This is a genomic window from Gordonia rhizosphera NBRC 16068 (genome assembly GCF_000298195.1).
GTDB lineage: Bacteria > Actinomycetota > Actinomycetes > Mycobacteriales > Mycobacteriaceae > Gordonia > Gordonia rhizosphera.
The window spans coordinates 36,888-62,349 of record NZ_BAHC01000119.1 but is presented as its reverse complement, the minus strand read 5'-3'; the positions used below and the strand labels follow the sequence as shown (position 1 = coordinate 62,349).

Here is a 25,462-nt window from a genome sequence, read left to right as displayed (position 1 = left end):
TGCTACCGGCAGCTACCGCGCCGGCGACCTCGCGCCTGTCGCCAGCAATTCCACGCTTCGGCCGTCACGTTTCTTCGAACACGGCTGATCACGCCAGATCCTGACCGCAGGCTCAGCACGAGGCCGGGGTGCAGATTGACAGAACGCGGCACTATCGGCCCGGAACCGGGACGGTCCGATGTCGGGGATTCTATGGACGTTCATAGGGCTTCCCCATCAAACGCCCCGGGAGCTGCTTATCCGGGCGCTGCGCTGAACCCCCGGTCCAGCCCGGCCGGGATGGTTGTGGCAGCTGGACGTTCGAGGGCGTATTCGTCGGCTCTGCGAGTTCGATCTGCTCGATCGAGCGCAGACGCACGTCGCAAGGCGACCTCGTGCTGAGCGCGTTTCTGTTCGGTGGAGGTCGGTCCGCTGCCGGCGGCCGGGACTCGAGTGGTGTGTGGCGGCGGTGGGCTGGCGTCGGGCCGCGAGAACCGTCCCTTGTGCTGCTGAAGTTCTCGTATTGCTTGCGGGTGACGCGGCGGACCAGTTCGGGGTTGGAGTCGTCGATCAGGATTCTTCGGATCAGAGACCCAGGTGAAGCCCGAGAGCGTGTTTCAGATCGAACAAGTGACCGCATACGCGCCATCAGCCCAGGCGTACGCGTTCCCTGCCGGTGTCGATCGGCAGGTCACCGTCGACGGTCGCGAAGACCTGGTAGTAGTTGAGGTTGATCTGCCCACGGTGGTTGTCCAGGAATGCGATGTCGGCGGCGTCGCGGCCCGTGGCGATCCGTACCAGACTCTGCCGAGGGGCGAGCCGGGTGGGATCGACGGCGACCCATTCATTGTCGATGCTCGCCTCGGCGACGGCATGGAAATCCATCGGGCTGCACCCAGGCGCGTAGACCGCTACGAGCCGGGCTGGGATGTTCAACGCCCGCAGCAGCGCCACCGCGAGATGCCCAAAGTCTCGACACACCCCGGCACCGGCCAGGAGCGTGTCGACGGCGCCGTCGATGGGGTCGCTCGCACCCGGTATGTACTTCAGCCGGGCCTCGACGAAGTCCGCGACCTGATTGAGCAGTACCGCCGGCGGCAAGGATGCGTCGAACTGCCCGGCGGCGAAGCCGAAGAACTTGTCGCACTCGGCATATCGACTGGGGCGCAAGTAGATCGATCGGTCAGTGGGCAGCACTGGCACCGGATAGGCGGGCGTTGCGATGTGGGCGCTGTAGTCGACAACCACGAGGCCGGACCAGACCTGCAGTCGATGGATACGGCTACCGTGCTCCCCGATGATCTCCTCGGGCTGCACGGGTATGCCGTCCATCGTGACGGCGAGCTCCTCGGTCAGAGTCAGTCCAGGCAGTTTCGCCACCGCGATCTGCATTTCCAGTTCGGTGGCGGCCGACACGTACACCTCGAGCGCAGCGGAGACATCGCGTGGTGGTGTGGTCATCGCCCCACAGTAGGTGATCACATCGCAGCGGGCACATGACGCGTGTCTCTTGTGTTCAGGCGGTGGTGCTCGCCGCCACGGATCAGTGGGTGACCGGCGATGAAGTGTATGGAGCCGATCCAGATCTCCGAAAAGCGTTTCACCAAAAGCGAGGTGGGCTACGTGCTGGCGGTCCTCCGTGACACCGTGGTGGCCACCGACGACGGGTCGATGCGTGTTGATGAACTCGCTGACATACTCACCGCGGACGCCTGGCAGACGATGTCGGCCGGGACCGGCGCCAAAGAGGGATCGCGTCTATTCGTGGGCGTGGCTGGCCACGCTTGGCGAGCCCGGCACCGGGCAGTGTTCGGTGTTGATCCGCCGTAACGACACGACCGGCGAGTTGGCGTTCTACCGCTGCTACAGCCCGCACCCGGTGCCGTTGGCGACGCTGGTGCGGGTGGCCGGCGACGCTGGACGGTCGAGGAATGCTTCCAGACCAGCAAAGGGCTGACCGGATTGGATCAACATCAGGTGCGGACCTGGACCTCCTGGCATCGGTGGACCATTCTGGTGATGCTCGCGCACGCGTTCATGCGGTGGTCACCGCTGGCTATCTGCTCACGCAGATGGGCGGGGCGAGTTTGTGGACGGTGGCGTCGCGTTGGGCTTGATCGGGGTTGTGGCACACCACGAACCGGACCGTTCGGGCAGGGCCGTCGCCGTCACCGCCGGGAGCGACGTGGACTTCTTTGACGCGTAGGTTGTCGGCGACGGTGTGGTAGCGGCCGGGTCGGGCGAGGGGCGGCGCCGGCTTCGTTGGTGGTGTGGCGCAGTTTTCGGCGTGGATGTAGTGCCCGCCGCCGCGGGTGAGGTAGGCGCGGTTGGTGGCCGAGGCGACACCGCGGTCGGCGACCCACACCAGCCGGGGCAACTGTCAGCCGGCGAGGTCGTCTGTGATGGTGCGGATGATCGCGGTGTCGGCGGTGTTGCCGGGGAAGGTCCAGCAGCGCACCGGGATGCCATCACGGGTGACGGCCATCGCGATTACCACCTGGGGCAGGTCGGTGCGAAGTCCTCGGAATGGCCGAAACGTGCGGGCCCCGAATTCGGCCGACCAGGTGATGCCGTCGTCGGTCACGGGGTCGGCCAGCTCGGGCAACGCATCGGGGCTGTCGGTTTCGAAGTAGGCCGGGCATCCCGGCCTTCTACGCAATTTCTGGAGGTTAGCTGGCGCCGGGGATTAGGTCGTGGCCTGGTGGGGAAGCGATGCGCGGGCGGTCTGTTGCCGCGCGGCACGCACCAGAATGCGTCGGGCGTCCTTGTACAGGTGGCTGTACTGGGAGATCGGCGCGGTCGTGGAGCCGCCGGCCTGCCGCAGCAATGCGGCCGCGAGGGCTGAGGAGGTTCGCGTCGGGATCACGAGCAGCGTCACCGACGCCCTCTGCGCCGTTATCGACATCAACGGCAACTCGTCGGGCCCGTTCTCTGAGTCGAGGCCCGGGTAGCGTGCAAGGCTTCGCCAGTTCACGCCGATACAGGAGAAGTGGCCCATCCGTGCGTATGCGGCCGTCTGCAGGGCGGCGAGCTCGTCCGATATCTTTGTGGTGTAGGGCAACCAGGCACCGGCGATGGGTGCGGTGAGATCCGACCCGAGTTGCAGGCGCGTCGGGCCGAGTGCCGGAGGCATCGTGGCGCGGCCGCTCAGCGCCGCGCGGTTGACGTCTGCTCCTGCTGCTGTGCTTCAGAGAAAACAAGATCCGCGGTGGCGGTGACCACCTGCACGGCGGCGTCGGTGGTATCCGCGGCGTGCGAAAAGGGACTGTCGTACTCGGCCATGGTCAATCCGTTCGAGAGAGGTAGGCGATCGGGGGCAAGGCGTGCCCGGGATCGCAGAGTCCGCCGACCAACTCGGCGGGTCAATACGACGGACAGACCGTCGGTGTCACTCCGACGCTACTCCCGTCGACGGTCGCGCTGCCGGTCACGGCCGCGCGGCGAGTTCCGGATGCGAGGCCGGTGGTGCCTGTCAGCGATAGATCCGGACGAGCGGGCACGTTGAACGGATCGGTAATCCACTCTCGGGGAGTGACTCGCCCGAAACTGCCGATAAGCACCGCATCTCGTCGCCCTCGTGCGTGCCGGAGCCAGAGCCAGCTTCGAGAAAAGGCAAACTCGTCGAACCCGATACCGAATCAACCATCGCCGCGGAGGCCCGCCTGAAACAACCTCATCCGCAGGTCTTGACAACAACTCGCCGGGGTGCATCAACGTTGGGAACGTTGGTGTTCCATCAGTACGTCCGACAGAGTGCCGCCGCGTTCCGCGGAGCGCAGTACCTGGCTCCAGACATCACCGGCTGCCGTCGCCGGCACATCGGTGGCGAGCAAGATGACCGGGTGTGAGTCACCCTCAAGGATCGAGGTCCGCGAGTGTCGTGCCCGCCGCACCGTGCGGCGGGCAACGACGTCCCCCCGAACTTCTGGTGAGCTGTTGTCCGTGGCGGGGTGGAACAGGATGTCCCATTCAGCGAGCAGGTCGCCGGGCACCTGGCGGGAATCCTCCTCTTGAATGCCGCGAACGATAATCTGCGGGCGCGAGGAATGCCCGGGCCGGGCCCTGTGGTACTCACGCATGTGTCCGTACAGGTGACTTCGAGGGTGGGTGTTCAGAATACGAGCAGTACTGATCATGGTCTATCAACCGAACTGGCCGCAAAAAGAACATGCGGCCGCTTGACACCGGAGACGCCAACAGAGGGTCTGCTGGATGTTCATTCCGGCTACACTGATGCTACGCCTTCCGGCGCCTGCGACGGTTGACTGTGCTCAGTGTCCGGCAGCATGGCGGGTGACGCTGGAGCATCGGTCTCCGGTCACTACTTTCGTGACGCACCAGCGAGTTCTCATCTACTGCTCGCGGGCGTGCTTGACACCGCGGGAGGTGTTGGGACCGCAGTTGGCGACAGCGAGTCGTTCGAGTTCTGGCGCGAGTTCTTCACCTCGCTGAAAGTCCGCGGCCTGTCTGGGGTGCAGTTGGTCACCTCGGATGCTTACGAGGATTTTGAAAGATTCTGTGGCGCAACCGTTCATGAATACGTCGTGGCAGCGGTGCCGGGTGCATGTGTTATGCGCAACCTGCATGGGGCGGTGTCGGCGAAACAGGCGCCGGTGGTGACTGCGGCGGTCAAGACCATCTTCGCGCACACCGAACCCGAGGACATTCATGCTCAGTGGGACCAGGTCGCCGACACCCTGGAATCCTTCGTTTCCGAAGGTCGCGGCGATGATGCGGGAGGCCAAAGCAGATGTGTTGGCGTTCAACGCGTTCCCTAAGGCGCACTCGCCGAAGATCTGGTCGAACAACCCGATATCGAACGGTTGAACAAGAAGATCACACGGCGCGCCGATGTCAATCTTCCCCAACCCCGCGGCGTTCCCGCGGCTGGCCACCGCCGTGGTGATCGAGCCCCACGACGAATGGCAGGTCTGCCGGTGCCGGACTCACCTGAGACAACAGAAGGTCCCGCTGCATCGGTCCGAACTCGTGCGCGTGCGGTATCTCGCCGACGAAACCTACTTCGACGTCATCGACATCTTCCGCGGTCCGCACTGCAACAGTGATCGAATCTCCGTAGAGCGCTTCAAACATTGCCAGTATCGTCGACATCTCGTCGGCCTGCGTGGCGTCCGACAGCACGCCATTCAGCCTGTCGAACGCGGCCGTGATGTTGCGACGTCACTCACCTGAGTCGGCGCGGTTAAGCGTCGAAGCATGCCCGGTTCAGCCTGGTTTCGGACGGCACCTCTGAGCCAGAAGTTCACCTGGCACCGCGGGCGGAGGTCAGACCGGCCCATCAGGTGACTGCGTGATCAATCTCTCAGGATTCCGGCCTCGTGTCCTCTCCCCACATCGGAATCCCGCCAGCAGCCCAACTCCCACCAGCATCCCTACGTAGCCTGCGACACCCACCCAGCCGAACATCGAAAACGCCAGACCCCCAAGTGCTCCCACCACCGAACTGCCCATGTGGTAGTGGAAGAGATACAACGACGCCTCCGCTCGATGCTCGGTTGCTCGCGCCGACACCCGGGCGCTGGCCACCGAGTGGGCTGCGCAGAAGCCTGCCGGGAATAGAAACATCCCAATCAGCACGAGCGGCAGTCGGTCGGGCACGGTTAGCGCCAGACCGGTGAGCATGACCAGAATCCCGGCGCAGAGCACGGGCCATCGGCCCACCCGATCGGCAACAGGGCCCGCAGAAGCCGACGAGAACGTCCCGGCCAGGTACATCAGGAACACCAGGGCGACGACGGCCTCGCCGAGTCCGAACGGCGGGCGTAGCAACCGGTAGCCCACGAAGTTGTAGACCGTCACGAACCCGCCCGTCAGGACGAAGCCGAGCAGGAACAGCCGCCGCAACTGCGGATCCCACAGGTGCACAAGCAGATTCCGCAGCATGACCTTCGGCGAAACACGTTGCGGCACAAAGAACCGCGCCGACGGCACGGTGCGCGCGAAAACCACCGCGAATCCCAGCGATACGAGGCAGGCGATCTCCAGCGCCCACTGCCACGACACGACGTCGACGGCGAATCCGGGAATCAGACGTCCGGCCAGCCCGCCGATCGTCGTGCCCACGACGTAGCGACCCATCGCGGTGCCGAGGGAGCGGCCCTCGACTTCCTCGGCGAGATAGGCCATCGCGACCGCGGGCACGCCGGCGCACAGCACGCCCTGCAGGGCTCGTCCGGCGAGCAGGATCTCCACTGTGGGCGACCACGGCAGCACCACACCGATGAGCGAGGCGGCGACCGCGGGGACCACCATCACGCGCACGCGGCCGAACCGTTCGGACAGCACGCTCGCCGGGATGATCGCAACGGCGAGGAAGCCAGTGGTCAGCGAGACCGCGAGCGCCGAGGTGGTGGGGGAGATGCCGAAGTGGTCGAACAACTGCGGCAGCAGCGCCTGGACGTAGTAGAGCGCCATGAACGTTGTCATGCCGGCGGCGAACAGGGCGACTGTGGTAGGTCGGTAGCCCGCTGAGCCGAGTGTGTGGCCCTGTTCGACCGACGGGGGCCGCAGCATCGTGCTCAATCGGTTCGGGCAGATCATCTCGACCGTGCCCGACGTGCAGTCGCCCAACTGGATGCCGCACGACGCGAGATCGACGAGCTGCACACGCCCGCGCGCGGAGCAATACACCTTGCGTTCCTGCATTCGTTTGGGGTGCGGTTGGTACCGGATCTGATCCGGCGCTTCTGCCTGGGAGAACCCGCAGGCCCGGTTCAGCCTCACGCAGGACGCCGCTGCCACCGTGGTCGGCCACGTCGTCGATGGCGACGCCGACCTCGCGATCGTGGCGCCACGTCCGATGCGCACCGACATGGCGTGGGCGCCGATCACTGAGCAGCGTCTGGCCCTGGTGGTGCCGAGTGGTCACCGATTCGCCGGTCGCGCTTCGATCGGACTCGCAGAGGCCGCTGACGAGGAATTCATTGTCATTGCAACGGGATTCGGTATGCGCCGGATCTTCGACGAACTGTGCGCGGCCGCGGAGATCACGCCGGCGGTCACCTTCGAATCGAGCGAACTCACGACCATCACCGGCCTCGTCAGTGCTGGGCTCGGTGTCGGGGTGGTCCCGGTCGAGGGCTCCGATCCGCACGCGGACGTCGTCCTGGTGCCCCTGGCCGGGGAGTCACGTGAGATCGGTCTGACCTGGTATCGCTCGCGCCCACTGCCTGACGCAGCGGGGCGTTTCCGGCATTTCGTTGTCGGCCGCGTGCGTCGAGCTAACCGGTCGGCGGGTGGTCGAGCCACCAGCCCCGCACCATCCCGGGTGGCCGACCGGGTTCGATGTAGTGCTCGGTGCCGAAGGCGAAGGGGAAGTATTCGGCCGGCATCGCCAGGAGTTGTTTGACGTCGGTCTGACTGGCGTGACATGCGAGTGCCTCGCGTTTGGCGATCACGTCGTCACCGAGGTCAACGGCCCAGTGCAACTCCGTCTCGGGTGTGCCGATCGGATTACCGTCATCGCCGGTATCCGGATCGAATCCGTCCTCGTCACTGAATCCCTCCATGCCGATCTCGGCCGCGAGGGCGAACAGTTGCCGCATGAGGTCCCGGTTCATCGTGACCTCGAGGTAGCGGGGTCGCTTCGCCGCGAGCTCCACCGCGGCGATCGTCGTCCTGTGCAGCATGATGTGATCCGGATGGCCGTAACCGCCGTGCCAGTCATACCCGACGACGGCGTCGGCGGCCTCGTCGTCGAAGAGATCGGCCAGGCGGCGTGCCGCCTCGTCTATATCGGCCCGCGAGAAGACGCCCTCGGCGTCGTTGCGCGCCCAGCCCGTCATCCCCGAGTCGGCATATCCCAGCCAGGCCACGCGCGCGGTGCCGGTGATGGCCGCCGAGGCCTCCGCCTCACCGCGGCGTCGGCTCGCCACCGTCTCTCCGGGTTCGAGGTCGTCGGGGACGTCTCCCGGATCCCCGTCGGTGCAGTAGACAACCACCACTCGGTGGCCCTCGCGTGAGGCTCGGACCATGCTGCCCGCGGTGTTGGTGCCCTCGTCGTCGGGATGGGCATGAACGAAGACGATGGTGCTCACCTTCTCGATCATTCCACGATCGGCTCCTACCGGTGTGTCGAGTAGCCGCGAGCCGCCCCTACTGATGGTCGAGTAGCCGCGAGCCGCCAGGCGAGTGGCGTATCGAGACCACATTCGATCACCGCCGCGAGGTGGACTTTGTTGTCGGTGGGCTGTTGTAGGTTGTTGTCAGCGCAGAGCGAGTAGAGATACGACGGAGTGGTTCAGACCGCACAGTGGTTCAGGCCCAGCGGTTCAAACCTACAGTGAAACAAGGCCTTTCGGCCGGATGACGGGCCGCGGTGAACGCGGTGCCCTGTGCGGAGTGTCCGTCGTGTCGAAAGGTCTGTCGTGTCGTCCGTGTTGGCGTCGCCCTCACCCTGGCCCGGGTTGCCCCTCGGGTTCCTCGGTGACGTCGATCCCGCGTACCCGGACGAGACCGAGATGAACGCGCTGCTGTGTGGGATGGCCGAGATCGGCCGGGGAAAGTCGTATCTCGCCTGGTCCGAATACCGTTCGGTCACAGTCATGTTCGACCGACTCGTGGCCGCGCGCGAGGACACGGACGGATTCGTCGTGGACGGCTTCGCCGATTGCGCCGCCCGGATCTCCAAGGTGCAGGGGATCACCCAGCGTCGGGCCGAGGTCCTCCTGAGCGAGGCGGTCGCCCTGCGGGATCGGCTGCCGGCGGTGTTCGACTGTCTGCGTGACGGTGTGATCGCGCCGTGGCAGGCGCAACTCGTCATCGCGCGTACCGACCTGCTCGACGGTTGCGCGTCGGCACTCGATGTCGATGCCGAGATCGCGGCTCTGCTTCGCGGCCGCACGGGGTCGTGGTCGCGGAAACGTCTGCGCGACATGTGCGATCGGATCGTGTATCGGCACGACCCGGATGCGGTGCGGGAACGTCGCAAGCACGCGCTCGACGACCGCGGCGTATGGACCGACCCGCGTGAGGACGGCACGGCCACGATCACCGGGCTGATGTCGGCGGAGAACGTGCAGATCGCCGCCGCCGCAGTCTCCGCACTCGCCGACACCGCGTGTGAGCACGACGGCCGCACCCAGCCGCAGCGCGCCTCGGACGCCATGTTCGCCCTGCTGTCGGGCACCGCCTTCGAGTGCCAGTGCGGTCGAGTCGACTGCACCGCGCAGATCCCCGAGCCCGGCACCATCCCGCCGGTGGACGCCAAGATCGTGCTCCACGTCGTCTGCGACGAGGGCACACTCGCCGGGACGAAGGCCAACGCCGGATACATGGACGGCCACGGCGTCATCTCCGCCGAGCACGTCCGCGACATCGCGGCGCGACCGGACACGACGATCAAGCCACTCGTCCCGAACGGTACCGAACCCGACGACGACGACGGGACGTTTACGCTGCCCGCGCACCTCCCGTCGGATCCCTACCGGCCATCGAGCGCTCTGGACACGTTCGTGCGGGTGCGTGACGGGATCTGCGCCGACCCGGGCTGCGAGGTCTCGGCCTGGCGCGGCGACATGGAGCACGTCGCGGAGTTCGACCACGCCGACCCGGCTCGGGGTGGGCAGACGGACGCCGAGAACATGAACGTCAAGTGCCGCCTCGACCACCTGCGCAAAACCTTCGGCGAGTGGCTCGACGATCAATGGCGTGACGATGACGGGCGGTTGCGGACCGAGTTCATCACCCCGGAAGGCCTCGTCATCCCTGGTGAGGCGGAAACCAACGAGGACCTGTTCCCCGGACTGCGTCGTATTCGGTTCTCCGCCCCGGCCCAGGGCCCGCCGCGGCGACCCCATCTCAACGGCCGCGATCACGACGAGGACGGCGAACACCGCGGGGAGGACCGACCGACCCGGGCACGTCCCCGCGTGGAGAACAAACACGCCCGACGACGCGCCGAGCGGTACCGGAATCGCCGGCGCCGGAACACCGACGGTGACGCACCGTTCTGACCGGGCGGCGGCCGCGGGAAGCCGTGCAGCCGCCGTGTGTCTCCGGTCACAGGAGTGCCTGAGGATTGGAACCCTACCCTCCCCGGAGGGTAGAGTTCCGACCGCGCCTGTCGGACCCACATGGTCGTCGAGGCACTTCTCTGCACACGCGGCAACGATGCGTCGTGTGCCCCCGTCCATGCGGTGACGACGTCACCGCGTGCGCCCATGTGCGCGCGGTGTCCGAAGGAGTTGACGCATGTCATCAGCCACAACACTGGTCTCGCCCCAGCAGGAGCAGTCGGTGCTCGCCGCGCTGCGCTCCCCGCGGCGGCTGCGCACCGAGGTCCTCGCGGGCGTCGTCGTCGCGCTGGCGCTGATCCCGGAGGCGATCTCGTTCTCGATCATCGCCGGCGTGGATCCGCGCGTGGGGCTGTTCGCATCGTTCACCATGGCTGTGACCATCGCCATCGTCGGCGGACGGCCGGCGATGATCTCGGCGGCGACCGGCGCGGTGGCGCTGGTGGTCGCGCCGCTCGTGACCAGCCACGGCCTGGACTATCTGATCGCGGCGGTCATCCTCGCCGGTGTCTTCCAGATGCTCCTCGGCGGGCTCGGTGTCGCGCGGCTGATGCGGTTCGTTCCGCGCAGCGTGATGGTCGGCTTCGTGAACGCGCTGGCCATTCTCATCTTCAGCGCACAGCTGCCGCATCTGCTCGGAGTGCCGTGGCTGGTGTACCCGATGGTCGCGGTCGGCCTCGTCATCATCGTCGGGATGCCGAAGCTGACCACCGTCGTCCCCGCCCCGCTCGTCGCGATCGTATTGCTGACCGCGGTGACCGTGGCAGCCGGGTTCTCCGTGCCCAATGTCGGCGACGAGGGACAGCTTCCCGACAGTCTGCCGTCGCTGCTGATCCCGGATGTGCCGTTCACCTGGCACACCCTCACCATCATCGCCCCCTACGCGTTCACCATGGCGCTGGTCGGCCTGATGGAATCGCTGATGACCGCCAAGCTCGTCGACGACCTGACCGACACCCACTCCGACAAGTCGCGTGAGGGCATCGGCCAGGGTGTCGCGAACATCGTGACCGGGTTCTTCGGTGGCATGGGCGGCTGCGCCATGATCGGGCAGACGATGATCAACGTGAAGGTCTCCGGTGCCCGGACCCGCATCTCGACCTTCCTGGCCGGCGTATTCCTGCTGATTCTGGTCGTCGGCCTCGGCGACGTCGTGGCGCTGATCCCGATGGCGGCCCTCGTCGCAGTGATGATCATGGTCTCGGTCGGTACCTTCGACTGGCACAGCATCAACCCGAAGACCTTGCGTCGGATGCCCAAGAGCGAGACCACCGTCATGCTCGCCACCGTCGGCGTCACCGTCGCCACCCACAACCTGGCCTACGGCGTCATCGTCGGCGTCATCACCGCGATGGTGCTGTTCGCGCGCCGCGTCGCCCACCTGACCGAAGTCGTCGACGTAGGCCATCCCGACGAGAACACCCGCATCTACGCCGTGCGCGGGGAACTGTTCTTCGCCTCCAGCAACGACCTGGTCTATCAGTTCGACTATGTCGGCGACCCGGAGAACGTGATCATCGACATGAGTGAGTCCCACATCTGGGACGCATCCACGGTGGCCACCCTGGACGCGATCACCACCAAGTACCGGGCCAAGGGAAAGACCGCGACGATCATCGGCCTCAACGACAACAGTGCCGAGCGGCACGAACGTCTCAGCGGTCATGTCGCAGGCGCACACTGACACGGGATCGGGGGGAGGTGTGATGCAGTCACGTGCTGTCGACGGCGGCGACTTCGACGGGGTTCATCTGCAGATCGGTGAGGTCGCCGCGGAAACCGAGCTGTCGATCAAGACCATCCGTCACTACGACGAGGTCGGGCTGGTCACACCGTCGGCGCGATCGGCGGGCGGGTTCCGGCTCTACACCCGCGCCGACATCGATCGGCTGCTGGCGATCCGCCGGATGAAACCCCTCGGCTTCACCCTCGACGACATGCGCCGCCTCCTGACCGCCCAGGACATCGTCGACGATCCGGCCGCCACGGCAGGCGAGCGAGAGGATGCGGCGCGGGTTCTCGCCGACTTCCATACGCGTGCGGTGCAATCGTGCGAGAAGCTCGCTCGCCACCTCGACTATGCACGCGAACTGACCCACCAACTCGCCCGCGACGTTCTGGAGGAGCCGGTCGGGGAGGCACAGTAGGGTCGACCTATGGGTCAGTGGTTCGGTGAGTCCATCGTTGACACCGGTCGGCTGCCGCAGTTCTTCTTGCTGGTGGCCTTCGTCCTCACCTTCCTGTTCATTCGGTTCAGTGTCCGGATGATCCGCGCCGAGGTCAGTTGGTGGCCGGGAAATGTCACACCGGGCGGTGTGCATGTGCATCACGTCTTCTTCGGCGTGATCATGATGCTGATCTCGGGTTTCGGGTTCGTCGTCGCCGCGCCGTGGGACTCGCTGCTCGTCGACAGCCTGCTGGCGATCCTCTTCGGCATCGGCGCCGCACTCGTCCTCGATGAGTTCGCGCTCGTCCTGCATCTGCGCGACGTGTACTGGGAGGAGGAGGGCCGCACCTCCATCGACGCCGTGTTCGTCGCCGTCGCGATCGGTCTGCTGTTCCTGTTGGGCATGACCCCGCTGTGGACATCCGAGACAACGGCCAACGTGAGCGCCGGGGAGGGCGACGTCGTGGTCCGGGTGGGTGCCGGCATCACCGTGGCGATCAACGTCGTGCTCGCCACCATCACTCTGCTGAAGGGCAAGGTATGGACGGGCCTGGTCGGGTTGTTCCTGCCGGTCCTGCTCCTCTTCGGGGCGATCCGCATTGCTCGCCCCCGCTCGCCGTGGTCGCGGTGGCGCTACGGCACTCGCCCACGGAAATACGAGAAGGCGGTCGCCCGGGAGACGCGCTACCGCGAACCGCTGATCCGGTGGAAGGTCGCATTCCAGGAGGCGGTGGCCGGGCGGTTCGGCCTGCCGGAGGACCTGCCGGAAAAGAGTCAGACGGCGCGCGTGCCCGACCTGCCGCCGCCGGATCGCGGCGAACGCGCACCCAATCCGGTGCTATCCGCTCTCAAATGGCGGAGCACCCGCCGTCGGCTCGACTCGGTTCCCGTCTGGCGCCTCCCGGTGACCTTGGTATCGCTGGCCATCGTGGCAGCCCTCGTGTCGACGGCCGTCGACGACGCGGTCCGCATCGAGTCAATCGACGTCGGTACCACCGCAACCCTGCTGGCCGTCATCGCGGGCGCGATGGCCACACTCACCGGTCTGGTGTTCACCGCGGTCACGCTGGCGATGCAGTTCGGCGGGTCGCAGATCTCCGTGCGGGTTATCCCGATGCTGCAGCAGCAACCGATGATGCGCTGGTCGATCGGGGTGTTCCTGGCGACATTCGCATACACACTGATCATTGCGGCCGAGATCACCGCCTCGCGCGAAAGCGGTCACGCTCCCGGCATCTCGGCCACGATCGCGGCGATACTGACGCTGGCCAGCGCCTACTTGTTCATCGCACTGGTGGGCAAGGTCGGCAACATCCTGAACTCCTCGCAACTCCTGAGATGGCTCGCAGCCGAAGGCCGCGGTGCGATCTACCGCCGGTACCCGGTCGACGCGCCGCCGCCGGCCGCGTCGATCCTCACGCCACCACCGGAGGTCGAGCGCGACGGGACCGAACCGTCGATGGTCATCACATTGCGCGAGGTACCGTCCCAGGGGCGGGTGCTCCTCGCGGTGAATCTCCCGCGCCTGCAACGCCTCGCGATCCGGTGGGGTGTCCGCATCGACCTCCTGGTCGGTGTCGGTGACCATGTCACGCACAACGCCCCGGTGTTCGAGATCCTCGGTTCCCCGCAGCAGGTTCGTCGGCGACAGTTGCTGTCCTGCCTGCTGTTCGGCGACACCCACAGCCCGGCGGCGAGCCCCGCCGCGGCGCTGCAGGCGATCTCCGACATCGCGCTGAAGGCGCTGTCACCGGGGATCAACGACCCGAGCCGGGGGGTGCAGGCCCTCGACCACATCGAGGATCTCCTGCTGATGCTCGCGCCCCGCGTCCTGGCCGAACAAAGTTCTCCCGAGCTGAGCAAGATCAGCGGCTACGGGCGCAGTTGGGATGACTTCCTGGCGATCGGCACCGACCAGGTCCGGCAGTACTCGCGGGGCTCGGCACAGGTTCAGCGCCGGCTGCGGGCGCTGCTGGAGACCCTCGCGGAGCAGTGTCCCGACGAACAGCAGGCCCCGATCTGCAGTCGGCTCGATGCCCTCGACCGCCAGGCCGAACGGGACTGGCCGGACCCGCTCGACCAGTGGCTCGCGTCGGCGGCCGACCGGCAGGGCTACGGCTCGGAGGCCGGTAGCCACCGCCGTCGTTTATCGATCCGATCGCAGCGTCCCGCACGACCCGTGACCTGAACCCACACCCGTCGGGTGCACGCGCGCGTCGCGACATGGGCGCTCACCAGGTGAGTGCGCGTGTGGGAACAGAAGTCAGGAACCGGCGCTGCGGTAGCCGAACAGCCGGCTGAGATCGGCCGCCGCGGTCACGACCGTGTCCGTGAGCTCCTCCGCGTCATCCGGATCGAGCCGGTAGCGGGGACCGGAGACACTCAGTGCCCAGACGATGGCCCCCGTGTGATCCCGGACCGGCGCGGCGATCGCGACCAGACCGACCTCCAATTCGTCGACCGCCATCGCCCACCCTCGGCGGCGGACCTTTGCGAGATCCTCGACCAGGGCATCGAGGTCGACGATGGTGTTGTCGGTGAACCGGGTCAGTTCACCGGACAAAGTTGTGCGCAGCTCGCTCTCGGTGAGCCCGGCGAGTAAGACCTTGCCCGATGACGTCGCATACGCCGGCGACGCCTGGCCCACCCAGGTCTGGAGTGCGACGTTCGACGAGCCGGCGGCCTCGATGACGTTGATCGCCTGCGAGTCGGCGAGGACCGCGAGATTGGCTGTCTCGCCGGTCTGTGCGGCGAGGGTGTCGCACATGTCCTGCCCACATTTGGTCATGTCAAGAGTGGCCATCGTGGATCCCGCCAGCCGCACCACGGTCAGCCCGATCCGGTACTTGCGGCCGTCCGGCGCCTGTTCGACGAAACCCCGCGCCTCGAGCGACGAGATGATGCGCGACACGGTGGATTTGTGCACGCCGAGTTCGAGGGCGAGTTCGGTGACGCCCGCTGTGCCCGCGGCCCCGATGAGCTCCATGATCTGTAGTGCCCGCTCGACCGCTCCGGCAGGTCGGTCCGACGCACTATTCTCCTCAGCCATAGCAGGTTCAGGGTACCTGCCGGGTTTGTCGGGGTCCGGGTGACCAGTGCGGACGGGCGACCAGGGCGAACAGGTGACCACCGGCCCGTCCGGTTCGAAGGTGGCTTCGAGCCGGACGGGCCGATCACGAACCCGATCGGATCAGAAGTCGATCACGACCGGCGAGAGGGGTTCGGAACAGCAGAGCAGGATCTTGCCCTGCGCGATCTCGCGTGGGCGGATGCCGCCCTGGTGGTTCATCACGACATCGCCGGAGACCTTGCGGACCTTGCACGACCCGCACAGTCCCACTCCGCATGACGCGGGCAGCGTGACCCCGGCCGCCGCGGCGGCCGCCAGGATGGTGGAACCCGGCGTGACCGTGACCTGCCGCGCACGTCGGGAGAAGTCCACGACCACGCCGCCGTCTGCGTCGGAATTGCTGTCGGGCAGCGCGAAGCCGAAGCTCTCCTCGTGGATGCGCGTCAGCTCGGAGCCCGCCGCGAGCAGAGAGCTGCGGACCTCGCTGCGGAAACGACCGGGGCCGCAGAGAAACACCTCGCGCTCGCCGAGATCGGGACACACCCGTTCGAGCATCGCGCGGTCGATGCGTCCGCGATGACCGGTCCAGTCGGGCAGTTCGTCGGCGAGCATCCGGGTCGCCGCGAACGCCAGCGCGACGTTGGGGTGCTGGTGGGCGAGGTCCTCGAGCTCGTCCCGGAACGGGATGTCGTCCACGCTGCGTGCACTGTGGACGAAGGTGATGTCGAGCGGTGAGGCGGTGTCGGTCACCGAGCGGAGCATCGACATCACCGGGGTGATGCCGCTGCCCGCGGAGACGAACAGGTACTTCTCGGCCGGCCGGGCGGTATAGGTGAATCGTCCGAGGGGGCCGGTCGCGGTGATCATCATGCCCTCGACCATGTTGTCGTGCAGCCAGTTCGAGACGTGGCCGCCATCCACCCGCTTGACCGTGATGGACAACGAGCCCGGACGGGTCGGCGGGGAGGAGATGCTGTAGCAGCGCTGGACCGCGCGCCCGTCGATGTCCAGGGTGATCGACAGGAACTGACCGGGCTGGAACACGAAGGTGTGCGAGTCGTCCGGGTCCCCGGTGGTGTCGGGGGCCTGCGCTGCGCCACCGGCCACACGAAATGTGAACGTGGCCATGTCACGGGTGGTGTCTGTCCGTGCCACACACTGCAGGAAGATGTCGTCGGCCATCGTCGTCCTCACGCGGTCGCAGCGTCGGAGGCGGCACGCACGGCGGAGATGCCGAGCCGCTGTCGCAGCATCGTGATGTACCAGTTGACGAAGGCCTCGACCTGGAACTCCGAGGGGCCGTAGGGGCCGGGAACGTAGGCGGGACTGCTGATTCCCTGCTGGGCGAGGGCCACCAGATCGGCGTCCTGCTGATTCGTCGCTTCCCACACCCCGGTGAGTCGGTCGAGGTCGTAGTCGACACCCTCCACCGCGTCACGGTGGACCAGCCATGTGGTCCGTACCAGGGTCTTGTCGGGGGCGATCGGGATGACGGAGAACAACAGCGCGTGGTCGCTGGTGATGTGCAGCCACATGTTGGGTTGCAGGTGCATCGACAGTCGGCCGAGCCGTGCTTCGGGGATGTCGGTCAGCAGGCGGGTGCAGGCAGCGGTGCCGTCCAGAGTGAACGACTCGCCCGCCAGGTCCATCGCGTCCCGTTCGATGTGGAAACCTGTTGCGCGCGTGTCGAGTTCCTCGACGCGAGGGTAGGGGAGCCCGTGGCCGTCCCAGATGTCGACCAGCTCGGCGGTGGCCCGGCGGTAACGATCGAATGCCGGGGCGAGGCGGTCGGGAATCGCGTCGGTGCTGCTGTAGCCCCAGGTGGGGAAGAACACGTTCAGCAACTCCGGGTGCCCGCCGCAGTGGTAGCACTCACGGTTGTTCTCCATGGTGAGCTTCCAGTTGCCGTCCTCGACGAGGTCGGTTTGTTTGGCCACCTTCGCCTCGGCGAGACGGTGTGGGGCGAGGTAGGGCTCGACGACGGCGGCCACCTCGTCGATGTCGCTCGGGGCCTCCTCGGCGAGACAGATGAACACCAGGCCGGCGATGGTGCGGACATGGACCGATCGCAGAGAAAAGCAGGACTTGTCGAAACCGGGCGCCTGGGCGTCGGCGTACTGGAGACGCCCGTCCATGCCGTAGGTCCACGAGTGGTAGGTGCACACGATGGTCCCGGTGGACCCGTTGGGCTCGGTGAGTAGTCGGGCGCCTCGATGCCGGCACACGTTGTGGTGGGCGCGGACCCGGCCCTGATCGTCGCGGGCAACGATCACCGATCGCGTCCCGAAGTTGATGGTCACGAAGTCCCCGGGCTCCGGGATCTCTGCTTCGGTCGCCACGAAAAGCCAAGACTTGGAGAAGATCTCGTCAAGATCCAGGTCGAAGAACTCCTGGCTCACATAGAAGGGCGCAGGCAGGCTCTGGCCCACTACGCGGTCGGCGATCAGGGCCTGGGAGCCGGGCTCTGGAGACTGTGCGTCGACGCGAGCAGCGAAGGGTGCGGTCATCAGGGGTGGATGCCTCTCTGGACGATCTTCACAGGGAATGGATGACGAATGGCCACTTGGCCGCAGATGTTGCAGGACACGCAACTCTGCGCGTTCAACGCAACAAGTCTGCGGCCTGGCGCGGGCGCTGTCAAGAGGACGGCGATGTGTGCGGAGCGGGGCTACCCACCGCCTGGACGCAGAATCGGACAAGTCGCCCAGAGGGCGGATGTCGTCGCGGGACCTGCGCGTTTGCGCTCTCCACGACGCACGGGGGCTCAGAGTGGCGGCGTGCCGGCCATCGAGCGCATGAAGCCCGCAGCTTCGCGCAGCGCGTGCCGGGACTCTCCGGAGAAGAGTGGGAACATCTGGAACACGTGGCCCTGATCTGGCCATTCCTGCAGTCGTGCGTCGCCGCCGGCCGCCCGGAGTGCTCGATGCATGGCACGTGCGTCGTCGCCCATCACCTCGAGTGCGCCGACCTGGATGAGCGTCGGTGGCAGCGCCATCCCCCGCTGTAGCGCGATCCGCATGCGCGGATGGTCGGCGGGTGCATCCCGGGTGTAGAGCTGCAGGATCCGCTGTGCGGCGTCGGCGTCGATCAACGGGTCGCGCACACCGCGCCGCTGGCTGGCCCGGGCCAGTTCGAAGGTGGGGTCGTAGAGCGGCGAGAACAAGACCAGGCCCGCCGGTTGAGGGATGGCGCGTCGCGTGTTGTCGGCGATCAGGTCGAGCGCCATGTGGCCACCGGCGGAGTCACCGGCGACGATAATGCTCTCGGGGCGATGGCCCCGGTCCAGCAGCCAGTGGTAGCCGCGGATCGCGTCGTCGCCGGCAGAGGGGAACGTGTACTCGGGTCCGAGCCGGTAGTCGAGACTGAATGCCGACCATCCCGTGCGCCGGGACAGGCGGGCCACCAGGCCGCGATGGGTGCGCGGCGAACAGACGACGTAGCCGCTGCCGTGCAGGTAGTAGATGACGGTCTCGGTCGGTGCGGGACGCGCCGGACCGGCATGGGTGACCCATTCGCCACGCACCTGCCCGGTATCGGTCAGCGCGCGCACCGGCTCGACCACAGTGCCGTCCGGGACGGGCGACACCGCCGCCAGCGACTGGTTCAGGCCCGAGCGCATTACACTGACCACACGCGCCGCCGGTGCCGACCCGCCCAGGCCCGCGGCGCCCATCAGCGGATGCGCGAGGCGGCTGAGACATCCGTTGACCGCGCGGGCTCGCAGCGAAGCCCGCGGTATCGGATACCCCGGCATCATCGGGGGCGGCGTACGCACGGTTGCGACGGTAGACGATGCGGCGTCGTCGCAGGGCGGATTTTCGGTGTGTACGCTGCGTGATCGTCACGATTGTGCTAGCCGGATTTCGATACTGGCCACCCGGCATGGAAAAATGGCGAACAATGCTTCCGACAGCAGAGTGGTGCCGGGTCACAGTCGAACCCGGGTGCGCCGTCAGCAACGACGCTGACACGGACACCGCCGCCACGTGGCCGGGAACTGACCAGGTCAGCCCATGGATTGGGTGGTTCTCACTGCGGCCGCGCGACGGTGTCACCAAGGGACACGAGAACAACGGTGTCCCCAACGGACACATAACGGTGAACGTGTGCGCAGCGTCGCGCACCAAGTGAGGCGAACTTATGAAGCATGCTCCGGGCCCGGTGGGGCTCTATGACCCCGTCAACGAGCACGATTCCTGTGGCGTCGCATTCGTCGTCGACATGCACGGGCGACGCAGCCGGGACATCGTCGAGAAGGCCATCACCGCGCTGATCAATCTCGAGCACCGAGGTGCGGCGGGCGCGGAGCCGAACACCGGCGACGGCGCCGGGATCATGATCCAGGTCCCGCACCGCTTCCTGCGCGAGAGCGTGGACTTCGAGCTGCCCGCCGAGGGCTCCTACGCCACGGGTATCGCGTTCCTGCCGCAGGGTTCGCACGATGCGCAGGCCGCCTGCGAGGGCGTGGAGAAGATCGTCGAGGCCGAGGGTCTGAGCGTGCTCGGCTGGCGTGAGGTGCCCACCAACGAGAACTCGCTCGGTGCGCTCGCCCGCGACGCCATGCCGACGTTCCGTCAGGTCTTCATCGCCGGTGCTTCCGACATGGAGCTCGAGCGCCGGGCCTTCGTCGTCCGCAAGCGCGTGCAGTCCGAACTCGGGACCAAGGGCGCCGGCGCCGACGGTCCCGGCCGTGAGACCGTCTACTTCCCGAGCCTGTCCGGGCAGACCTTCGTCTACAAGGGCATGCTGACCACCCCGCAGCTGCGGGAGTTCTATCTGGACCTGCAGGATTCGCGCGTGGAGAGCGCGCTGGGTCTGGTGCACTCGCGGTTCTCCACCAACACCTTCCCATCGTGGCCGCTCGCGCATCCGTTCCGCCGCATCGCCCACAACGGTGAGATCAACACCGTCACCGGCAACGAGAACTGGATGCGTGCCCGCGAGGCGCTGATCGACACGGCCGTGTTCGCGTCCGCCGCCGGGAGCGAAGCGAGCGGGGCGAATGTTGCAGACGCCGCCTCGAAGATCTTCCCGGTGTGCACGCCCGGCGCCTCCGACACCGCGCGGTTCGACGAGGTGCTCGAACTGCTGCACCTCGGCGGCCGCAGCCTGCCGCATGCGGTGCTGATGATGATCCCCGAGGCGTGGGAACGTCACGAGTCGATGAAGCCCGCCCATCGCGCCTTCTACCAGTATCACGCCTCGCTGATGGAGCCCTGGGACGGACCGGCGTCGGTCACCTTCACCGACGGGACCGTCGTCGGCGCGGTGCTGGACCGCAATGGTCTGCGCCCGAGCCGCATCTGGGTCACCAAGGACGGGCTCGTGGTGATGGCGTCGGAGGTCGGTGTCCTCGACATCGACCATTCCGAGGTCGTGCAGAAGATGCGTCTGCAGCCGGGTCGCATGTTCCTCGTGGACACCGCGGCCGGCCGGATCGTCGACGACGAGGAGATCAAGGACGAACTCGCTGCCGAGCATCCGTACCAGGACTGGCTCGACGCCGGCCTGGTTCAGATCGGCGATGTTGCGCCGGTGCCGCACGAGCACATGGCGCACGATCGGGTCACGCTGCGTCAGCAGGTCTTCGGCTACACCACCGAGGAGCTGAACCTGCTGGTCGCGCCGATGGCCAAGACCGGTGGCGAGGCGCTCGGCTCGATGGGCACCGACACCCCGATCGCGGTGCTGTCAGCGCGCCCGCGCATGCTGTTCGACTACTTCCAGCAACTCTTCGCCCAGGTCACCAACCCGCCGTTGGACGCCATCCGCGAGGAGGTCGTCACCAGTGTCGGCGGCACCATCGGCGGCGAGGCCGACCTGCTGCACCCGGGTCCGGAGTCGTGCCGGCAGATCGTGCTCTCGGAGCCGGTCCTCGACAACGACACCCTGGCCAAGATCCTCAACATCGACGACACCGACGACCTGCCCGGTTTCCGCAGCCGCCACGTCCACGGCCTCTATCCGGTGGCCGAGGGCGGTGCGGGTCTGCGCAAGGCTCTCGACGAGGTGCGCGCGACCGTCAGCGCGGCGATCGACGAGGGTGTCAACCTCATCGTGCTGTCGGACCGGGAGTCCGACGAGATCCACGCGCCGATCCCGTCTCTGCTGCTCACCGCGGCCGTGCACCACCACCTGGTGCGGGAGCGCAAACGCACCCGGGTCGGTCTGGTTGTCGAGTCCGGCGACTGCCGCGAGGTCCACCACGTGGCCACCCTCGTCGGCTTCGGCGCGGCCGCGGTCAACCCGTACATGGCGTTCGAGTCGATCGAGGACATGGTCGAGCGCGGTGCGCTCGGCGACATCGATTTCCCGACGGCGCGCCGCAACTACATCAAGGCCGCGAGCAAGGGCGTGCTCAAGGTGATGTCCAAGATGGGCATCTCCACCCTCGCCTCCTACACCGGTGCCCAGCTGTTCCAGGTCATCGGTATCTCGCAGGCAACCGTCGACGAGTTCTTCACCGGTCTGCGCAGCCAGCTCGACGGCATCGGCCTCGACGAGATCGCCGCGGAGGTCGCCGCCCGTCACGCCCTGGCGTTCAGCGAGCGGCCGACCGAGCGGGCCCACCGCGAACTCGAGGTCGGTGGTGAATACCAGTGGCGCCGTGAGGGCGAGTACCACCTGTTCAACCCGGACACCGTGTTCAAGCTGCAGCACGCGACCCGCACCGGGCAGTACAAGGTCTTCAAGGAGTACACCAAGCTGGTAGACGACCAGTCGAAGAAGATGGCGTCGCTACGTGGTCTCTTCGACTTCAACTTCGGCGACCGCGACCCCATCCCGATCGACAAGGTCGAACCGGCCCGCGAGATCGTCAAGCGGTTCTCCACCGGTGCGATGAGCTTCGGGTCGATCTCGGCCGAGGCACACGAGACCCTCGCGATCGCCATGAACCGGCTTGGTGGCCGGTCGAATTCCGGTGAGGGCGGCGAGGATCCGCGTCGATTCCACCACGACGAGAACGGCGACTGGCGTCGCAGCGCGATCAAGCAGGTCGCGTCCGGCCGGTTCGGCGTGACGTCGCACTACCTGACCAACTGCACCGACATCCAGATCAAGATGGCCCAGGGTGCCAAGCCCGGTGAGGGCGGCCAGCTCCCGCCGCACAAGGTGTACCCGTGGGTCGCCGAGGTGCGCGGCTCGACACCGGGTGTCGGCCTGATCTCGCCGCCGCCGCACCACGACATCTACTCGATCGAGGATCTCGCGCAGCTGATCCACGACCTGAAGAACGCCAACCCCGCGGCCCGCATCCACGTGAAGCTGGTGTCCGAGGTGGGCGTGGGCACCGTTGCCGCCGGTGTCTCCAAGGCGCACGCCGACGTGGTACTCATCTCCGGCCACGACGGTGGTACCGGCGCATCGCCGTTGACCTCGCTGAAGCATGCGGGTGCGCCGTGGGAGATCGGCTTGGCCGAGACCCAGCAGACGTTGCTGCTCAACGGTCTTCGCGACCGCATCGTCGTGCAGGTGGACGGCCAGATGAAGACCGGCCGAGACGTCGTGATCGCTGCGTTGCTCGGCGGTGAGGAGTTCGGTTTCGCGACCGCGCCGCTCGTCGTCGCCGGCTGCATCATGATGCGGGTCTGCCACCTCGACACCTGCCCCGTCGGTGTCGCGACGCAGAACCCGTTGCTGCGTGAGCGGTTCGCGGGCAAGCCGGAGTTCGTGGAGAACTTCTTCCTGTATATCGCCGAGGAGGTGCGGGAACTGTTGGCGCGCCTCGGATTCCGCACCCTGCAGGAGGCCGTCGGGCACGTCGAGGCGCTCGACACCACCAAGGCGATTGCGCACTGGCGCTCGTCCAAGGCCGGCAAGCTCGACCTGTCACCGATCCTGTCCATGCCGGAATCGCCGTTCATGAACCAGGATCTGTACTGCTCCGGTGTCCAGGACCACTCCCTCGACAAGGCGCTCGATCAGCAACTGATCGCCCAGAGCCGCGAGGCCATCGACAACGGCGTCCGGGTCAACTTCTCCGCGAAGATCACCAACGTCAACCGCACCGTCGGCACCATGCTCGGCCACGAGGTGACGAAGGCCTATGGTGCGCAGGGACTTCCGGAAGGCACCATCAGCATCGACTTCACCGGTTCGGCCGGCAACAGCTTCGGCGCGTTCGTGCCCAAGGGCATCACGCTGCGGCTCGACGGCGACGCGAACGACTTCGTCGGCAAGGGTCTGTCGGGTGGCCGCATCGTGGTCCGTCCGGCCCGCAACGCGCCGGAAGGTTTCGTCGCCGAGGACAACATCATCGCCGGCAACGTGATCGGGTTCGGCGCCACGAAGGGCAAGATCTTCCTGCGCGGTGTCGTCGGCGAGCGGTTCTGTGTCCGCAACTCGGGTGTGACCGCGGTCGTCGAGGGCGTCGGCGATCACGGCTGTGAGTACATGACCGGTGGTCGTGTGGTGGTGCTCGGGACAACCGGGCGCAACTTCGCGGCGGGTATGTCGGGCGGTATCGCCTACGTGTACGACCCGGATCGGCAACTCGCGGCCAACCTGAACACCGAACTCGTCGAGATCGAGGAACTCGAACTCGACGACATCGAGTTCCTGGCCGGCATCATCACCGAGCATCGGGCCGAGACGGATTCCCCCGTCGCCACCGCCGTGCTCGACAACTGGGACGATGCGCAGAGCATGTTCCGCAAGGTGATGCCGCGCGACTACAAGCGCGTGCTGTTGGCGATCGCCAACGCCGAGCGCGACGGACGAGACGTGAACGAAGCGATCATGGAGGCCGCACGTGGCTGACCCCAGAGGATTCCTCAAGCACACCGAGCGGGAAGTGCCCGACCGCCGGCCGGTCGAGCTGCGACTGCTCGACTGGAAAGAGGTCTACACCGACTTCGGCCACGCCGAGCTCGAGACCCAGGCCAGTCGCTGCATGGACTGCGGAATTCCGTTCTGCCACAACGGCTGCCCGCTCGGGAACCTGATCCCCGAGTGGAATGACCTGGTCTACAAGGGTCGCTGGCACGACGGGATCGAGCGGCTGCACGCCACCAACAACTTCCCGGAGTTCACCGGGCGGCTGTGCCCGGCCCCGTGTGAGGCGTCGTGCGTGCTCGGCATCAACCAGCCCGCCGTCACGATCAAGCAGGTCGAGGTCGAGCTCATCGACAACGCCTTCGAAAACGGCTGGGTGGCACCGGTTCTGCCGACCGAAAAGACCGGGAAATCGGTCGCCGTCGTCGGCTCCGGTCCGGCGGGGCTCGCCGCCGCCCAGCAGCTCACCCGCGCCGGCCACGACGTGACCCTGTTCGAGCGTGCCGACCGCATCGGTGGTCTGCTGCGCTATGGAATCCCCGAGTTCAAGATGGAGAAGCGGCACATCGACCGCCGGCTCGAGCAGATGGAGGCTGAGGGCACCGTCTTCCGGCCGGGCGTCAACGTGGGTGTCGACGTCACCGTCGAGCAGCTGCGCGCCGACTTTGACGCGGTCATCCTGGCCAACGGGTCGACCATCGGTCGCGACCTGCCCATCAGTGGCCGCGAACTCGACGGCATCCATCAGGCGATGGAGTATCTGCCGCAGGCCAACCGCGTGCAGCTCGGCGACACCGTCGAGAACCAGATCACCGCGAAGGGTAAGAAGGTCGTCATCATCGGCGGCGGTGACACCGGGGCCGACTGCCTGGGCACCGCGCTGCGGCAGGGCGCCGAGATCGTCCACCAGTTCGAGATCATGCCGCGCCCGCCGAAGGAGCGCGCCTCCTCCACCCCGTGGCCGACCTACCCGCTGATGTATCGCGTGTCGTCGGCGCACGAAGAGGGCGGCGAGCGGGTGTTCTCGGTCAACACCGAGGAATTCCTCGGCGAGAACGGCACCGTCACCCACCTGAAGGCGCACGAGGTCGCCATGCGCGACGGTCGCTTCCAGAAGGTGGAAGGTACCGACTTCGAACTCGAGTGCGACCTGGTGCTCCTGGCCATGGGATTCGTCGGGCCCGAGCGCGGCGACCTGCTGGACAAGGTGGGCGTCGAATACGACCAGCGCGGCAACATCAAACGCGACGACAACTTCGCGGCGGTGGGCCTCCACGGCGTGTTCGTCGCCGGTGACGCCGGTCGTGGACAGTCACTGATCGTGTGGGCGATCGCCGAGGGCCGATCGGCTGCGGCGGCGGCCGACGCGTATCTGACCGGTGGGTCCGAGCTGCCGACGCCGATCTATCCGACCCAGGTCGCACAGCGCTGATCCGC

The 25,462-nt window shown here is 66.8% G+C and carries 19 protein-coding genes and 3 pseudogenes; 10 read left to right on the top strand and 12 right to left on the bottom strand.

The genetic code is table 11. The features are described from left to right. Positions 1-627 precede the first annotated feature (627 nt). Positions 628-1,440, bottom strand: a complete 813-nt coding sequence (locus GORHZ_RS14195) for a transglutaminase-like domain-containing protein (RefSeq protein ID WP_006334109.1) — start codon at positions 1,438-1,440, stop codon at positions 628-630. Positions 1,441-1,520: 80 nt separating this feature from the next. Here GORHZ_RS14195 and GORHZ_RS32350 point away from each other — a divergent pair. Beyond that, positions 1,521-2,019, top strand: a pseudogene (locus tag GORHZ_RS32350) (IS701 family transposase); the annotation flags it as partial. Positions 2,020-2,024: 5 nt separating this feature from the next. Here GORHZ_RS32350 and GORHZ_RS32345 read toward each other — a convergent pair. From GORHZ_RS32345 to GORHZ_RS14175, 4 genes and pseudogenes are all read right to left on the bottom strand, one after another. Further along, positions 2,025-2,611, bottom strand: a pseudogene (locus GORHZ_RS32345) (IS1634 family transposase); the annotation flags it as partial. A gap of 54 nt (positions 2,612-2,665) precedes the next feature. Then, the gene (locus tag GORHZ_RS14180) at positions 2,666-3,112 is read right to left on the bottom strand and encodes a DUF5994 family protein (RefSeq protein WP_006334105.1); all 447 of its coding nucleotides are present in this window, start codon (positions 3,110-3,112) and stop codon (positions 2,666-2,668) included. Positions 3,113-3,126: 14 nt separating this feature from the next. Next, positions 3,127-3,261 carry a hypothetical protein gene (locus GORHZ_RS31965; RefSeq protein WP_280986169.1) on the bottom strand — a complete coding sequence of 45 codons (135 nt, stop codon included), beginning with the start codon at positions 3,259-3,261 and terminating at the stop codon, positions 3,127-3,129. 428 nt (positions 3,262-3,689) lie between these two features. Continuing rightward, on the bottom strand, positions 3,690-4,115 hold the full coding sequence (locus tag GORHZ_RS14175) for a hypothetical protein (protein ID WP_040531971.1): 426 nt from the start codon (positions 4,113-4,115) through the stop codon (positions 3,690-3,692). Between the two features lie 138 nt (positions 4,116-4,253). Here GORHZ_RS14175 and GORHZ_RS14170 point away from each other — a divergent pair, with 138 nt between their 5' ends. After that, positions 4,254-4,757: a transposase gene (locus GORHZ_RS14170; RefSeq protein WP_245551426.1), complete on the top strand. Its 504-nt coding sequence runs from the start codon at positions 4,254-4,256 to the stop codon at positions 4,755-4,757. Then, entirely contained in the window at positions 4,732-4,806 is a 75-nt protein-coding gene (locus GORHZ_RS32255) for a hypothetical protein (RefSeq protein WP_373279608.1), read from the top strand. The genes GORHZ_RS14170 and GORHZ_RS32255 overlap by 26 nt, the downstream gene beginning before the upstream one ends. A gap of 27 nt (positions 4,807-4,833) precedes the next feature. Here GORHZ_RS32255 and GORHZ_RS31645 read toward each other — a convergent pair whose 3' ends face one another. Then, positions 4,834-5,121: a hypothetical protein gene (locus GORHZ_RS31645; RefSeq protein ID WP_245551425.1), complete on the bottom strand. Its 288-nt coding sequence runs from the start codon at positions 5,119-5,121 to the stop codon at positions 4,834-4,836. A 144-nt stretch (positions 5,122-5,265) separates the two neighbouring features. Then, positions 5,266-6,513 (bottom strand): MFS transporter, encoded by a 1,248-nt coding sequence (locus GORHZ_RS14165; protein ID WP_040532000.1) that lies wholly within the window; start codon positions 6,511-6,513, stop codon positions 5,266-5,268. Between the two features lie 229 nt (positions 6,514-6,742). Between GORHZ_RS14165 and GORHZ_RS31640 the strand changes: the two are divergent. After that, a pseudogene (locus GORHZ_RS31640) lies at positions 6,743-7,147 on the top strand (LysR substrate-binding domain-containing protein); the annotation flags it as partial. Between the two features lie 73 nt (positions 7,148-7,220). Here GORHZ_RS31640 and GORHZ_RS31635 read toward each other — a convergent pair. Beyond that, entirely contained in the window at positions 7,221-8,048 is an 828-nt protein-coding gene (locus tag GORHZ_RS31635; protein WP_006334099.1) for a PIG-L deacetylase family protein, read from the bottom strand. Between the two features lie 318 nt (positions 8,049-8,366). Between GORHZ_RS31635 and GORHZ_RS14155 the strand changes: the two genes are divergently transcribed. The 4 genes from GORHZ_RS14155 (at position 8,367) to GORHZ_RS14140 (ending at position 14,368) form a co-directional block, all read left to right on the top strand. Continuing rightward, the gene (locus GORHZ_RS14155; RefSeq protein WP_006334097.1) at positions 8,367-9,953 is read left to right on the top strand and encodes a DUF222 domain-containing protein; all 1,587 of its coding nucleotides are present in this window, start codon (positions 8,367-8,369) and stop codon (positions 9,951-9,953) included. Between the two features lie 238 nt (positions 9,954-10,191). Further along, on the top strand, positions 10,192-11,697 hold the full coding sequence (locus GORHZ_RS14150; RefSeq protein WP_006334092.1) for a SulP family inorganic anion transporter: 1,506 nt from the start codon (positions 10,192-10,194) through the stop codon (positions 11,695-11,697). A gap of 22 nt (positions 11,698-11,719) precedes the next feature. Beyond that, positions 11,720-12,160, top strand: a complete 441-nt coding sequence (locus tag GORHZ_RS14145; protein WP_006334091.1) for a MerR family transcriptional regulator — start codon at positions 11,720-11,722, stop codon at positions 12,158-12,160. A gap of 9 nt (positions 12,161-12,169) precedes the next feature. Continuing rightward, positions 12,170-14,368, top strand: a complete 2,199-nt coding sequence (locus tag GORHZ_RS14140; RefSeq protein ID WP_006334090.1) for a DUF2254 domain-containing protein — start codon at positions 12,170-12,172, stop codon at positions 14,366-14,368. 75 nt (positions 14,369-14,443) lie between these two features. Here GORHZ_RS14140 and GORHZ_RS14135 read toward each other — a convergent pair whose 3' ends face one another. The 4 genes from GORHZ_RS14135 to GORHZ_RS14120 all read right to left on the bottom strand — a co-directional run bounded on the left by GORHZ_RS14135 (position 14,444) and on the right by GORHZ_RS14120 (position 19,025). Then, a complete protein-coding gene (locus tag GORHZ_RS14135; protein WP_006334089.1) occupies positions 14,444-15,229 on the bottom strand; it encodes an IclR family transcriptional regulator in 786 nt (261 codons plus the stop codon). 141 nt (positions 15,230-15,370) lie between these two features. Further along, positions 15,371-16,432 (bottom strand): FAD-binding oxidoreductase, encoded by a 1,062-nt coding sequence (locus GORHZ_RS14130; protein WP_006334088.1) that lies wholly within the window; start codon positions 16,430-16,432, stop codon positions 15,371-15,373. 8 nt (positions 16,433-16,440) lie between these two features. Next, a complete protein-coding gene (locus GORHZ_RS14125) occupies positions 16,441-17,757 on the bottom strand; it encodes an aromatic ring-hydroxylating oxygenase subunit alpha (protein WP_006334087.1) in 1,317 nt (438 codons plus the stop codon). Positions 17,758-18,014: 257 nt separating this feature from the next. Then, positions 18,015-19,025 (bottom strand): alpha/beta hydrolase, encoded by a 1,011-nt coding sequence (locus tag GORHZ_RS14120; RefSeq protein ID WP_245551424.1) that lies wholly within the window; start codon positions 19,023-19,025, stop codon positions 18,015-18,017. A gap of 365 nt (positions 19,026-19,390) precedes the next feature. Between GORHZ_RS14120 and gltB the strand changes: the two genes are divergently transcribed. Both gltB and GORHZ_RS14105 read left to right on the top strand, forming a co-directional pair. Then, entirely contained in the window at positions 19,391-24,010 is a 4,620-nt protein-coding gene (gltB, locus tag GORHZ_RS14110; RefSeq protein ID WP_006334085.1) for a glutamate synthase large subunit, read from the top strand. Next, positions 24,003-25,457 (top strand): glutamate synthase subunit beta, encoded by a 1,455-nt coding sequence (locus GORHZ_RS14105; protein WP_006334084.1) that lies wholly within the window; start codon positions 24,003-24,005, stop codon positions 25,455-25,457. Before gltB ends, GORHZ_RS14105 begins: the two co-directional genes overlap by 8 nt. The last annotated feature ends 5 nt before the right edge of the window (positions 25,458-25,462 follow it).